This is a genomic window from Azospirillum fermentarium (assembly GCF_025961205.1).
GTDB lineage: Bacteria > Pseudomonadota > Alphaproteobacteria > Azospirillales > Azospirillaceae > Azospirillum > Azospirillum fermentarium.
In genome coordinates this window covers 1833951-1846987 of sequence record NZ_JAOQNH010000001.1, presented here as the reverse complement: position 1 = coordinate 1846987, position 13037 = coordinate 1833951, and the positions used below count along the sequence as shown (strand labels likewise).

General features: G+C 67.1%; 15 protein-coding genes and 1 other RNA gene. 9 read left to right on the top strand and 7 right to left on the bottom strand.

Annotated elements, in window-relative coordinates; translation table 11 throughout:
• Window positions 1-33 precede the first annotated feature (33 nt).
• Complete coding sequence (gene thyX, locus M2352_RS08870) at window positions 34-972, bottom strand: FAD-dependent thymidylate synthase (protein WP_264664133.1); 939 nt, start codon at window positions 970-972, stop codon at window positions 34-36.
• A 115-nt stretch (window positions 973-1087) separates the two neighbouring features.
• Here thyX and ssrA point away from each other — a divergent pair.
• The 3 genes from ssrA to M2352_RS08855 all read left to right on the top strand — a co-directional run bounded on the left by ssrA (window position 1088) and on the right by M2352_RS08855 (window position 2349).
• Window positions 1088-1459: a transfer-messenger RNA gene (ssrA, locus tag M2352_RS08865) on the top strand.
• A gap of 35 nt (window positions 1460-1494) precedes the next feature.
• On the top strand, window positions 1495-1983 hold the full coding sequence (locus M2352_RS08860) for an SspB family protein (protein ID WP_264664132.1): 489 nt from the start codon (window positions 1495-1497) through the stop codon (window positions 1981-1983).
• Between the two features lie 12 nt (window positions 1984-1995).
• Window positions 1996-2349 (top strand): TfoX/Sxy family protein, encoded by a 354-nt coding sequence (locus tag M2352_RS08855; RefSeq protein ID WP_264664131.1) that lies wholly within the window; start codon window positions 1996-1998, stop codon window positions 2347-2349.
• A 52-nt stretch (window positions 2350-2401) separates the two neighbouring features.
• Here the strand turns inward: M2352_RS08855 and M2352_RS08850 are convergent, their stop codons facing one another.
• Window positions 2402-3112, bottom strand: coding sequence for a COQ9 family protein (locus M2352_RS08850; protein ID WP_264664130.1), 711 nt, complete (start codon window positions 3110-3112; stop codon window positions 2402-2404).
• Window positions 3109-3645: a peptide deformylase gene (gene def / locus M2352_RS08845; protein ID WP_264664129.1), complete on the bottom strand. Its 537-nt coding sequence runs from the start codon at window positions 3643-3645 to the stop codon at window positions 3109-3111. The genes M2352_RS08850 and def overlap by 4 nt, the downstream gene beginning before the upstream one ends.
• A 222-nt stretch (window positions 3646-3867) precedes the next feature.
• Here def and rpsU point away from each other — a divergent pair, with 222 nt between their 5' ends.
• From rpsU to M2352_RS08830, 3 genes are all read left to right on the top strand, one after another.
• On the top strand, window positions 3868-4071 hold the full coding sequence (gene rpsU / locus M2352_RS08840; RefSeq protein ID WP_012974546.1) for a 30S ribosomal protein S21: 204 nt from the start codon (window positions 3868-3870) through the stop codon (window positions 4069-4071).
• Between the two features lie 239 nt (window positions 4072-4310).
• Complete coding sequence (gene ychF / locus M2352_RS08835; RefSeq protein ID WP_264664128.1) at window positions 4311-5411, top strand: redox-regulated ATPase YchF; 1101 nt, start codon at window positions 4311-4313, stop codon at window positions 5409-5411.
• A gap of 188 nt (window positions 5412-5599) precedes the next feature.
• The gene (locus tag M2352_RS08830; protein WP_264664127.1) at window positions 5600-6448 is read left to right on the top strand and encodes a putative bifunctional diguanylate cyclase/phosphodiesterase; all 849 of its coding nucleotides are present in this window, start codon (window positions 5600-5602) and stop codon (window positions 6446-6448) included.
• Here M2352_RS08830 and M2352_RS08825 read toward each other — a convergent pair.
• On the bottom strand, window positions 6429-6887 hold the full coding sequence (locus M2352_RS08825; RefSeq protein ID WP_264664126.1) for an NUDIX hydrolase: 459 nt from the start codon (window positions 6885-6887) through the stop codon (window positions 6429-6431). The two genes, M2352_RS08830 and M2352_RS08825, sit on opposite strands and share 20 nt — an antisense overlap.
• 100 nt (window positions 6888-6987) lie before the next feature.
• Between M2352_RS08825 and M2352_RS08820 the strand changes: the two genes are divergently transcribed.
• From M2352_RS08820 to M2352_RS08810, 3 genes are all read left to right on the top strand, one after another.
• Entirely contained in the window at window positions 6988-7893 is a 906-nt protein-coding gene (locus M2352_RS08820; protein WP_264664125.1) for a LysR family transcriptional regulator, read from the top strand.
• Between the two features lie 109 nt (window positions 7894-8002).
• Window positions 8003-9238, top strand: a complete 1236-nt coding sequence (locus M2352_RS08815; RefSeq protein ID WP_264664124.1) for an MFS transporter — start codon at window positions 8003-8005, stop codon at window positions 9236-9238.
• Window positions 9239-9244: 6 nt separating this feature from the next.
• Window positions 9245-9640, top strand: coding sequence for a hypothetical protein (locus M2352_RS08810; protein ID WP_264664123.1), 396 nt, complete (start codon window positions 9245-9247; stop codon window positions 9638-9640).
• Between the two features lie 137 nt (window positions 9641-9777).
• Here the strand turns inward: M2352_RS08810 and phbB are convergent, their stop codons facing one another.
• From phbB to M2352_RS08795, 3 genes are all read right to left on the bottom strand, one after another.
• Window positions 9778-10500 (bottom strand): acetoacetyl-CoA reductase, encoded by a 723-nt coding sequence (phbB, locus tag M2352_RS08805; protein ID WP_264664122.1) that lies wholly within the window; start codon window positions 10498-10500, stop codon window positions 9778-9780.
• Between the two features lie 93 nt (window positions 10501-10593).
• Window positions 10594-11769 (bottom strand): acetyl-CoA C-acetyltransferase, encoded by a 1176-nt coding sequence (locus M2352_RS08800; RefSeq protein ID WP_264664121.1) that lies wholly within the window; start codon window positions 11767-11769, stop codon window positions 10594-10596.
• Window positions 11770-11879: 110 nt separating this feature from the next.
• Window positions 11880-13037, bottom strand: a complete 1158-nt coding sequence (locus M2352_RS08795) for an alpha/beta fold hydrolase (protein WP_264664120.1) — start codon at window positions 13035-13037, stop codon at window positions 11880-11882.

Genomic DNA, 13037 nt, shown 5'->3' with positions numbered 1-13037 from the left:
TCATCCCTCGTTCCCCCTGTTTTGATCGTTCGGTCAGGCCGGGCGGCCCAGCGAGTCCATCAGCTCCCGCCATTCGCGCTTGCTGAGCCCGCTGCTTTCCTGCGTCACCGGTTCGCCGGCCAGCAGGCGCTTGACCACATCCAGCCCGGTGCGCGACAGGTGGGCGCCGCCCATGCGGTATTCGCTGAAGGCGTCGAACACCGCCGGCACCCAGCGCTTCACCACGTCCAGCATGGCCTCGGCGTACACGCGGATCTCGTACTGGGCGTGGCCGTCGGCCCGGAGCGAGAGAAAATGCAGAAGGTTGTGCAGGTCAACCTTCCAATACCACTGGGTATAGAAATTCAGCGGCAGGTTCATGCGCGCCAGTTCGCGCGCCAGCCCCTGGGCATCCGGGTCGGCGGGGTTGCCCTCGGCGTCCAGGTTCAGCATCGACTCGTAATGGGCGTAGCAGGTCTCGGCGTCCTGACGCAGCAGGGCCATGACGCGCGCGGCCTCCTCCCCCTCCAGCACCGCGCCGCGGCCCTGGCGGTTGTCGGCGGACTGGGCGCCCAGATGTTCGGGCGCCGGGATGTAGAATTCGCGGTCGAGGATGGAATAGCGCGCCGAATATTCGTTGACGTTGGCGGTGCGGTGACGGATCCACTGCCGCGCCACGAAGATGGGCAGCTTGACGTGGAACTTGATCTCGCACATCTCGAACGGGGTCGAGTGGCGGTGGCGCATCAGATACTTGATGAGGCCGGCATCCTCGCTGACCTTCTTCGTGCCCTTGCCATAGGACACGCGGGCGGCCTGCACCACGGCGGCATCGTCACCCATATAGTCGATGACCCGCACGAAGCCGTGGTCCAGCACCGGCAGCGGCTCGTACAGGATCTCTTCCAGGGCGGGCACGGTGGCCCGGCGGGTGGCGGCGGACGCGGCGCGCGCCCGGTCGATGTCGGCGCGCTGATCGGGGGTGATGGACATGGGAACTCCGGCCTTATGACTGGGGCGCACTCTATACAGATCCGGTTCCGGCGTGTCTGCCCCAACCGTCATGGGGGGTATGCCGCCCGGCCTGTTGAGCGAAGGGTGTCACTGCCCCCTTTCCATGGCGCACGAAAGTCCCTATATTACGGGGGCCGGTGCAAGCCGGCTATGGCGATAAACGCCTTGTGGAATAAGCGTAGCGGACCCGGGGGCGGTACCCGGCGCCTCCACCATCACCCTCCGCACGGAGGGGGCCTCTGCTAAAGGCCGTGATGGGGGCGAAATAGGATCGACGCGCGTGGTAAAGACACGGTTTTCGCTCGGCATGGTTCCGCCGTTATCGGGCCATTGCAATAGTTGCCAACGACAACGTTGCTCCGGTCGCCGTCGCCGCGTAATGCGGTTAAGGTGATCGACCTCAATCCCTTGGGGGTAGCACTCTAAGGTGGGGCCGTGGGCCGCCTAGCAACAGAAGGCCCACACTTCCCTCGTCTTATTCGGCCAAGGTTGCGCCAGAACATGCCCAAAGAGCCGCTTCGTTACGAGAAAATGGTCGAATCCGCCCTGCGGGGGGTCGTGCGCGACGCCCTGAAAGAGGTGGAGGACGCCGGCATGCCGGGCAACCACCATTTCTACCTGACTTTCCGCACCGGCTATCCGGGCGTGGCTGTTCCCTCGTACCTCAGCGAACAGTACCCCAACGAGATGACCATCGTTCTCCAGTACCAGTATTATGGGCTGGAGGTGATGGACGATCATTTTGCCGTCACGCTGAGCTTCCACAACAAGCACGAACGGCTGGTCGTGCCGTTCGCCGCCATCACCACCTTTGCCGACCCGTCGGTGAATTTCGCCCTGCAGTTCCAGCCGCTGAACGCCGAGGACGAGGTGGACCTGGAAGCCATTCCGCCCCACCCGGCCACCGACTCCCCTCCGGACGAGGACAAGGAAGAGGCGCCCAAGCGCGGTGAAGTGGTGGCCCTGGACGCTTTCCGCAAGAAGCAGTGAGCGGACGGCGCCGTGCTGGATGATCTCGCCGCCCACATCTGTGAGATGCTGGCGCCCATGGGCGAGATCACCGTACGGCGGATGTTCGGCGGATACTGCCTGTACTGCGACCGCGTGCCGTTCGCCCTGATCTCCGAGGGCGTTTTCTACGTCAAGGCCGACGACCAGAACCGCCCGGCGTTTCTCGACGCCGGGCTGGAGCCGTTCCGTCCCTTTGCCGACAAGCCCACGGCGCTGTCCTATTACCCGGTGCCCGAATCGGCGCTGGACGACCGGGCGGAGCTGCTGTCCTGGACCCGCCCCGCCTTCGACGCCGGCCTGCGGGCGGCGGCGAAGAAGCGCGCCCGGAAGAAGAAGGCGGAGTGACGCTGATACCCCCCCCTCGTCCCACCGGGGAGAGGGGGGCAAGGGCGAAACCTCACGACATATGGGTGGTCGTCTGGCCGCCGCTGCGGCCGGTGCGCTGGCGGATCTGGCGGGCGAAGCGGGCCGGGGACGGCAGGTGCGACAGAAAACCGGTGACCGTCTTCACCGCCGAGGTGGCCTTGCCGATTCCGGCCACATCGGCCAGACGGCGGTCGATGAAGGCCCAGGTGTCGGCCCGATCCTCCGACGCGTCGTCCAGCCAGAAGAAGGTCGCGGAACTCAACACCCCGGCCAGAAGGGCGCGCTTGCTGTAATGGTTGAAGTCGGTGGCGGCGTCGCCCGCGGCGTACCAGATGGTGTCCACCGTCCGGTGCAGCAGCCGCAGCCCCAGCGCCACGTTGCGCGGCATGGCCAGATGGGCGATCAGCCGGCGCACCGCTTCCCGGTGCGGCTCCAGCACCTGGAAATGGCAGACCAGCGCCAGCCGGATCTTTTCATGGGTGCGCATCCCGTCCGGCGCGTGAGCCTGCATGGCGTCCAGCATCGCCCGGTCGGTCCAGGCGGCGAAATGCTCGATCAGCTCCTCCACACCGCCGGGGAAGGCGCGGCGGACGGTCAGGGGATCGGCGTCGGCCATGCGGGCGCCGTCCAGCAGGGCGTCGTCGCTCCAGCCGTCGAACACCACGTTGGGCAACACCGATTCGAGGATCCGATCCCGTGTCCGTTCCAGCGTGTCGCCGTGCGTGCTCCCCTGGGTGCTCATGGCTGCTCTTCCTTCTGCTCGCCCATCAGGTGATGCGCTTCTTCGGTAAAGGAAAGAAGGCGCAAATCGTCCATCCGGTCAATGTAGAGAATGCCGTCCAGATGATCGACCTCGTGCTGCACCACGCGGGCGTGAAATCCGTGGGCCTCCCGCTCGATCACCGTGCCGTCCAGGGTGCGCCCGCGGTAGCCGATGCGGGTGTGGCGCGGCACCATCCCCCGCAGGCCCGGCAGCGACAGGCACCCCTCCATCCCCCATTCCAGGGTGCTGGTCAGCGGCTCCACCACCGGGTCGATCAGCACCGTGGGCGGCACCGCCTCCCCGCCCGATCGGTCGGCGGGCACCCGGAACACCACCATGCGGATGCCCCGGTAGACCTGGGGTGCCGCCAGCCCGACTCCGGGAGCGTCATGCATAGTGTCGATCATGTCGGCGGCAAAGCCGCGCAACGCGGATTCGTCCGGGCTGGTCACAGGCACCGCCGTCCGACGCAACACCGGGTGCCCCATTCGGGCAATTCTCAACACAGACATGCGCCATTATTTGGGGACTTCGCGGCCATTAGGCAATCGCCGCCGCGTCACCCCTTGGGAAGAATATAAAAACGCTTCACATCCCCCCCTCACCGTGTTAGATACCAATCAACGAAGCGGGATGTGCCCGGTTTGGGCGCTGCCGTTTCATTGCGTTTTCGCACCAACGATCTTGTTCCACGCCGGCCCGGTTGGGCCGCTCAATAAAGGTGACGGTCAACCGTGCAAGTTCTGGTCCGTGACAACAACGTCGATCAGGCCCTCCGCGCCCTGAAGAAGAAGATGCAGCGCGAGGGCATTTTCCGTGAAATGAAGCTGCGTCGGAACTACGAGAAGCCCTCGGAGAAGCGCGCGCGTGAAAAGGCGGAAGCGGTGCGCCGCACCCGCAAGCTGCTGCGCAAGCGCATGGAGCGCGAGGGCTACTAAAGCCCTCCCACCCCAGCGCCGTCGGCTCTGTTCCGCGAACGCGCGTCATTCCGGCGCCTGTGTTGCGTGACGGCTGTGCCAACCGCCCCGTGCCATGCGCGTGGGCGGTTTTGGCATATCCGCGGGCATTCCGCCTGTCCATTGCCCCGGACGGTCCGTTCCCAAATGGCATTTGCGCTTTGCCGCCGGCCATAGGATAAAACGGGCTGTCCGGTCCGGTTTCTTTTGCGAAGAGTGTCATGGGTTTCAATTGCGGCATCGTCGGCCTGCCCAACGTCGGCAAATCAACCCTGTTCAACGCGCTGACCGCCACCCAGGCGGCGGAAGCGGCGAATTTCCCCTTCTGCACCAAGGAGCCGAACGTCGGCCGCGTCGGCGTGCCCGACCCGCGGCTGGACAAGCTGGCGGAAATCGCCAAATCGCAGAAGACCATTCCCACCCAGCTTGAGTTCGTGGACATCGCCGGCCTGATCCGCGGTGCGTCCAAGGGCGAAGGCTTGGGCAACCAGTTCCTCGCCAACATCCGCGAGGTGGATGCCATCGTCCACGTGCTGCGCTGCTTCGAGGACGACGACATCACCCATGTGGAAGGCAACGTCGATCCGCTGCGCGACGCCGATGTCGTCGAGACGGAGCTGATGCTGGCCGACATGGAAAGCCTGGAGCGCCAGCTCACCAGCCTTCAGAAGAAGGCCAAGGGCGGCGACAAGGACTCCAAGGTCAAGGCCGACCTGATGGAGCGCGCGCTCAAGGTGCTGCAGGACGGCAAGCCCGCCCGCGTGGTGGAGCTGTCCGACGACGAGAAGCCGGTGTTCAAGCAGTTCATGCTGCTCACCTCCAAGCCGGTGCTGTACGTCTGCAACGTCGAGGAATCCTCGGCGGCCACCGGCAACGGCTTCTCGGAAAAGGTGGCGGCCAAGGCCGCGGCGGAAGGGGCGGCCCACGTGGTCATCTCCGCCGCCATCGAGGCCGAGGTGGCGCAGCTTTCGGACCCGGCGGAAAAGGCCGAGTTCCTGGAATCCATGGGGCTGGAGGAGACGGGGCTGAACCGTCTGATCCGCGCCGGCTATGGCCTGCTGAACCTCATCACCTTCTTCACCGTCGGGCCGAAGGAAGCCCGCGCCTGGACCGTGCACCGGGGCGCCACCGCCCCGCAGGCCGCCGGCGTGATCCACACCGATTTCGAACGCGGCTTCATCCGCGCCGAAACCATCGACTTCACCAGCTTCGTCACCTGCAATGGCGAGCAGGGGGCGAAGGACGCCGGCAAGATGCGCCAGGAAGGCAAGGAGTACACCGTCAACGACGGCGACATCTTCCACTTCCGCTTCAACGTCTGATCCCGCCGGATCACCCCTACCCTTTTCTTGCGGACAGCCGCGCCCCCCTGGGGTGCGGCTGTATTGCTTTGGCGTGGCTGTCCGTACCGCATCTTGTCACGGGGGATCTTCGTTTTTCCCGTGTTCCGGTCAATTAATTTATTGTTAACTAAACTTGTTGCTTTGACCGGCAGGATGGGTGCGGTGCCATGGGTGTCAGCCTTCCCCTTGTTACGGATCGCGGTCTTGCGGATCCCAGCCTGACGGATCCCAGCCTGACGGATCATGGCGGCGGGTTCGCCGGGCGGCTGCGGGCAGCCATGGCGAACGGCGAACTGTCGCTGGTGTTTCAGCCGCAGACCGACACCCACACCGGCGCGCTGACCGGGTTCGAGGCGCTGGCCCGCTGGCGCCTGCCCGACGGCACCGCCGTTCCCCCCGCCGTCTTCGTGCCCATGGCCGAAGAAACCGACGCCATCCATGTGCTGGGGGAATGGGCGCTGCGCCGGGCCTGCGAAACCGCCGCCGGGTGGCGGGCATTGGGAACAGCCGACGTGCCGGTGGCGGTGAACCTGTCGGGGCGGCAATTGGACGACCCCGGACTGGCCCGGCTGGTGCTTCAGACCCTGGCCGGCACCGGCCTGCCGGCGGACAACCTCAAGCTGGAACTGACCGAGACCGCCCTGTTCACCCATGAGGAGACGGCCCACGGCACGATCGCAGCGCTGCGGGCGGCGGGGGTACGGCTGGTTCTGGACGATTTCGGCACCGGCTACTCCTCCCTCAGCCACTTGCGGCGGCTGCCGGTGGAGACGCTGAAGATCGACCGTCATTTCGTGCAGAGCATGGTGGAGGATCGCGACGCCGCCGCCATCGTGCATGCGGTGATCGCCCTGGCCCACGCGCTGGGGCTGACGGTGACCGCCGAGGGGGTGGAGACGGCGGAACAGGCGCTGTACCTGCGCGCCTTCCGCTGCGACCGGCTGCAGGGCTATCACATCGCCCGACCCCTGCCGGCGGCGGACGTGCCGGGGTTCGTCAGGGGGCTGAGATCCTGATGGCGGCGGCCAACCGGATCACCCGTTCCGTCTCGTCCCACGGCACCAGGTTTGCGGCCTCGTCCACCGTGGCCCAGCGGGCCTCCAGCGCGTCGTCGGCGCACACCGCCTCCCCCGCCTCCCATTCGGCGGCGACCTCCACCAGGGTGTAATGGTATTCCACCCTGCCCTCCCCGTCGCGGGTAATGGCGTCCACCACCGTGACCACGCCCGTGGGGCGGACGGTCAGGCCGGTTTCCTCCCGCACCTCGCGCGCGGCGGCCTGGAACACGGTTTCCCCCACCTCCTGCGCGCCGCCGGGCAGGCTCCATTGCCCCAGCCGCGGCGCCCGGCCCCGGCGGATCAGCAGCACCCGGTCCCCGCGCCACACGATCACCCCCACGCCCACCCACGGGCGGGCGGGATAGGTGCGGCTCTGGGCGGGCGTGTCATCCGTCATGGGGAAAATCCGACAAAAAAGGCGGGTCTTGACAGGGCGGCGCAACGGTGCCGACACTGCCCCATCCCGGCATGGCATGCCCCCGACGGTCAAGCCTCTCATGATCAAGCTCAACGAAATCCACGCCTTCATCGCCGTTGCCGAGGCCCAGTCGGTGCAGGAGGCGGCCAACCGCCTGCACCTGACCCAATCGGCGGTCTCGCGTCTGATCCAGCGGCTGGAAGCCGATCTGGGCACCGTGCTGTTCGACCGCCAGACCAAGCCGCTGACCCTGACCCGCGATGGGCAGACCGCGCTCGGCCATTGCCGCCGCATCCTGAAATCGGTGGGGGATTTCGCCGACGCCTTCACCGACACCGCGGCACCGCAAGGGGTCTTGCGTTTCGGCTCGTCGCACGTGCTGGCCCGCATCCTGACCGGGGCGCCGCTGGACACGCTGCGCCGCCGCTTCCCCGCCCTGACGCTGCGGCTGCTGTCGGACTGGAGCAGCCCGATCATGGAGCACATCCGCAACGGCCATCTGGACGGCGGCGTGGTGCTTCTGCCCTCCGACAGTTCCCCGCCCCCCGATCTGGCCGCCGAGCGGCTGACGGTGGAAGAGGTGCGCGGGGTATCCACCCCCGCCCTGCTGGCCCGCCACGGCCGCACCCTGGCCGGCATGAACGAGGCCGGGTGGGTGCTCCAGCCCGAGGGCTGCTGCTACCGCAACGCCCTGACCCGCGCGCTGGAGCGGGAAAACCTGCCCATCAACGTGCTGGTGGAAGCCTATGACCAGGATCTGCTGCTGTCGCTGGCCGAGCGCGGCGTGGGCTTCACCCTGGCCCCCACCCGCCTGTTTCACGATCCCCGCTCGGCGCTGGTGTCGTTCGAGGTGGACAGGTTCGCCATCGACATCGCCGTCTGGCTGGTCTGCGCCCGCCAGCGGGGCCGCATGGACCGGGTGTTCGACGTGCTGGTCCAGGAATTGATGCAGGAGATCCTGCCTTATCATTCTGCTGCGGAATGAAATTCCTTCGCCTTATGAATTTGGCGCACAGGGCCGATGCCGGTACAGTTGGGAAAAATCGGCGGCCTTGTTCATCGGCAGCAAGGACCGGATGCGGAGGGTTCCTGCTATGGAAAGCAACAGCGCCTCATGGCGCAGCCCGGCGGTGCTGGTGGCGTGCGGCTGTATGATCGCCGCCATCGGTTTCGGTGTGCGGTCAACTTATGGTCTGTTCAACACCCCCCTGTCGGAAGCCAACGGCTGGGGCCGTGACGTCTTTTCCCTGGCGCTGGCGATGCAGAACCTGCTGTGGGGGGCGGCGCAGCCGTTCGCCGGCGGATTGACCGACCGGTTCGGGGCGGCGCGGGTGCTGGCGGTCGGCGGCATCCTCTATGGGCTGGGGGTGGCGCTGACGCCGTTGGCCCATTCGCCGCTGATGCTGCACCTGACGTCGGGCGTTCTGGTGGGGCTGGGGCTGGCCTGCACCTCCTTCACCGTGGTGATCGCGGCGTTCAGCCGGCGCATGGGGCCGGAGCGGCGCGCGTGGGCCGCCGGCATCGGCACCGCCGCCGGATCCATGGGCCAGTTCCTGTTCGCGCCGCTGGGACAGGCGTTCATCGCCGCCTATGGCTGGTCAACGGCGATGATGCTGCTGGGCGGCAGCGCCGCCATGATCATCGTGCTCAGCATCGGCCTGAGCGACGGCAGCGGCAAGCAGGATGGGCATGCCACCGCCCATCTCGGTCCCAGCCTGACCGTGGGGGCGGCGCTGCGCGAAGCCTTTGCCCACCGCAGCTATGTGCTGCTGGTGGCCGGGTTCTTCGTCTGCGGCTTCCACCTGGCCTTCATCACCGTGCATCTGCCGCCCTATCTGCGGGACATCGGCCTGGATCCGGCACTGGCCGGGTGGGCGATTGCCCTGATCGGGCTGTTCAACGTGGTCGGCGCCTACAGCTCGGGCATGCTGAGCACGCGGATGCCCAAGCGCTATCTGCTGGCCCTGATCTACGCCGCCCGCGCCGCCGCCATCGCGCTGTTCATCGCCTTCCCCGCCTCGCCGGTGACGGTGCTGGCCTTCGCCGCCGCCATGGGGCTGCTGTGGCTGTCCACGGTGCCGCCCACCTCGGGGCTGGTGAGCGTGATGTTCGGCGTGCGGCATCTGGGGATGCTGTTCGGCATCGCCTTCTTCAGCCACCAGATCGGATCGTTTCTGGGCGTGTGGCTGGCCGGGGTGATGTTCGAGCGCACCGGCACCTATGATGTGGTGTGGTGGCTCAGCATCGCGCTTGGCCTCGCCTCGGCCTTGGTGCACCTGCCCATCGTCGAGCGGCCGGTCAGCCGCCCGGTGGCCGTTCCGGCGGAGTAACCCATCATGAGCACCCCCGGCGGCACGCTTCCCGGCCATGGTTTCGCCCTCGTCCTGGGCGGGGTGGTGGCGGCCGTGTGGCTGGGGGCCATGGCCTTCACCCTGACCGACGCGCAACTGCCGGCGGAAGCCGACGGCACCGTGCTGGCTGTCTTCCCTCCCGGCTCCAGCGACGAGGCCATGTTCAGCGCCGTGGTGCGCGCGGGCGGCGAGCCGCTGCGCAGCACCTGGGTCGGCTTCGCCTGGGTCGCCCGCGGCACCGAGGCCGGCTTTGCCGGGCGCCTGCGGGACCAGGGGGCGCGGGCCGTGTTCGGGGAATTGCCGGTGGGGCCGGTGCTGGGGGGGTGTGCCGTGGTGTCCGCCGACACCAAGAGGCCGGGGGTTTATGATTTGAGGCCGTGACGCCGGGGCTCTGCCCCGGCACCGGATCGGCTCCCCCCTGACCGCTTCGCTGCGCTGGAACCAATCAACGCACCCAAACGAAAACCCCGCCCGGTATCCCGGACGGGGTTCGCGCACGACCGGACGGGAGGGTCCGATCAATACATGTGCTGGCCGCCGTTGACCGACAGGGTGGAGCCGGTCATGAAGCCGTTTTCGTCGTCCACCAGATACAGAACCGCCTTGGCGATTTCGCTGGCGCGGCCCAGACGGCCCACCGGGATGCGGGCGACGATCTTTTCCAGCACGTGGGGCGGCACGGCGCGCACCATGTCGGTGTCGATGTAGCCCGGCGCGATGGCGTTGACGGTGATGCCCTTGGCGGCACTTTCCTGGGCCAGAGCCTTGGTGAAGCCGTGGATGCCCGACTTGGCGGCGGCGTAGTTCACCTGACCGTACTGACCGGCCTGCCCGTTCACCGAACCGATGTTGACGATGCGGCCGAAATTCCGCTCGCGCATGCTGTCGATGACGTTGCGGCACATGTTGAAGCACGAGGACAGGTTGGTGTGGATCACCGCTTCCCACTGCTCGTACGTCATGCGGTGCATCACGCCGTCGCGGGTGATGCCGGCGTTGTTGATCAGCACGTCGATGGGACCGAGATCGGCGGCAATGCGGGCGCAGCCGTCCTTGCACTCATCGAACACGGCCACGTCGAACTTGTAGACCGGAATGCCGGTCCGCGCGGAAAACTCCTTGGCGCGCTCATCGTTGCCGGCGTAGTTGGCGGCAACCTTGTAGCCGGCGTCGCGCAGGGCGACCGCAACGGCCTCACCGATACCGCGCGTCCCGCCGGTGACAACTGCAACTCGGGCCATGAGCTTCCTCCCCCTGGTGGTTATTCTTTGGGTTCTTCAGATGGGCCGGGGCCGCCCGTGGTTTTTGTGCGGCGGCCCCGCCGTGTCGGCTGCTTAGTCGCGGGCGACGCAGAGGGCGATGCCCATGCCGCCGCCGATGCACAGGGTCGCCAGACCCTTCTTGGCATCGCGCTTCTGCATTTCATACAGCAGCGTGATCAGCACGCGGGCACCCGACGCACCCACCGGATGGCCCAGCGCGATGGCGCCGCCGTTGACGTTCACCTTGCTGGTATCCCAGCCCAGATCCTTGTTGACCGACAGCGCCTGGGCGGCGAACGCCTCGTTGGCTTCGATCAGGTCCAGATCATCGACGGTCCAGCCGGCCTTCTGCAGGGCCAGACGGCTGGCCGGGATCGGGCCGGTGCCCATGATCGCCGGGTCCACGCCGGCGGTCGCCCACGACACGATGCGGGCCAGCGGGGTGACGCCGCGCTTGGCCGCGTTGTCGGCGGTCATCAGCACCAGGGCGGCGGCGCCGTCGTTGATGCCCGACGCGTTGCCGGCGGTGACCGTGCCGTCCTTGGCGAAGGCCGGGCGCAGCTTGGCCAGCGATTCCACGGTGGTGCCGAACTTCGGATGCTCGTCGGTATCGACGATCACGTCACCCTTGCGGCCCTTGATGGTGACGGGGACGATTTCGTCCTTGAAGCGGCCGGACTTGATCGCCGCTTCGGCCTTCTGCTGCGAGGCGGCGGCGAAGGCGTCCTGCTCGTCGCGGGTGAGCTGCCACTGGCGGGCGACGTTCTCCGCGGTGTTGCCCATGTGGTAGCCGTGGAAGGCGTCGGTCAGGCCGTCGCGCAGCATGGTGTCCAGCAGTTCGCCGGTGCCCATCTTCACGCCGTTGCGCAGGTGCATGACGTGGGGGGCCTGGCTCATGCTTTCCTGGCCGCCGACCACCATCACCTCGGCGTCGCCTTCGCGGATCGCCTGATAGCCCAGCGCCACGGCGCGCAGGCCCGAACCGCAGAGCTGGTTGATGCCGAACGCGGTCTTTTCCACCGGGATGCCGGCGTTGACGGCGGCCTGACGGGCGGGGTTCTGGCCGGCACCGGCGGCGAGGATCTGGCCGAGGATGACTTCGGTCACTTCGGCAGCGTCGGTCTTCGCCCGCGCAAGAGCCTCACGGATGGCGATCTCGCCAAGATAATGCGCCGGGACGCTGCTCAGACTGCCGTTGAACGCACCGATGGGCGTGCGCGCGGCGGCAGCGATGACAACCTCGGTCATGATGAAGCTCCTCAAAGTCTGTCAGTTTTATTATGTCGTTTGACGGGCAGTCCCCGCAGGCACTCTATGCGCAAACATTGGTGAGTTGCAAGAAGGCAATACACCATCCTCTATCCTATCGCATTAAGCCATTCGGCAAGGGGGCGCCATACGCCGTTTTGCGCAGCGGTGCTGACCACCATGCCAATATGACCGAATTGCGGCATAATAGTTTGCCCCCTAGGTATCTTTTGTATCAGTGCTGTTGCGGATGATGGCGGCACGATACGGTCGCGGGCGGGGATCAGCGCCAGCGTGGGAACGGTGATGGCGGCGGGATCGACGGGCATGCCGCCGACCGTCCACCGCCCTTGGGCGGTGTCGTTTCGGCCGTACCAGCCGGCCAGCGCTTCCCGTGCCACCGGGGCGGACAGCGCGATGCCGTCGTTCAACCAATCCTCCAGCGCCACGAAGGCGGCCGCCGCGGGGCTGTTCATGTCCATGCGGGCGAACTGGGAAAACTTCTTCAGCGCCAGGAAGGGGTCGAGCTGGGCGAACAGCGCCTGCAGCACGTCCACCGGCATTTCCCCCCACGCGTCCAGCAGACCGGCGAAGGGCTGGAACAGCCGCTCCATCCGGCAGGCGAGTGCGGCGTTTTCCGCATGGAAATCCCACGGCGTGGCCATCAGGGTCAGTGACGATACCCGCCGCGGCTGCCGCAACGCCAGAGCCGCGGCCAGCAGCCCGCCCATGCAGTACCCCACCACCGCCGGCGGGCGGCCCACCTGCTCCGCCACTTGGTCCAGCACACGTTCCAGCCGCCCGGCGATGTAGTCGGTCAGGGTGAAACGGCGCTCCAGCGGCCCGGGCTCGCCCCAGTCGATGAGGAAAGGGCGGAACCCCTGCCCCGCCATCCAGCGCATCAGGCTGGCGGCGGACGACAGGTCGAGCACGTAATGGCGGTTGACCAGCGACGGCACGAACAGCACCGGCAGCCCCGCCGCCCCCGGCTGGCTGTAGTCCAGAAGCCGGCTCCCCCCCTCGCGGTAGACGGTGGGGGGATCGGGGAGATCACGGTGGTAGGGATGATGGCGGTAGCGTTCGATGCCCGTCATCAGGGCGTCGAGCCGCCGCCGGATCTCCCGGTCAAGACTCCGGCTGAACGCGTCGCCGTCCACGCGGGCGAGATGGTGGCGCAGACGGCTCGCCCGCTCCTCCAGTTCCGGCCTCCAGAACGGCGAGCCGTTCCTCAAGGACGGCAAGCCGGCGGGCGAGGACAGCAGCGTCAT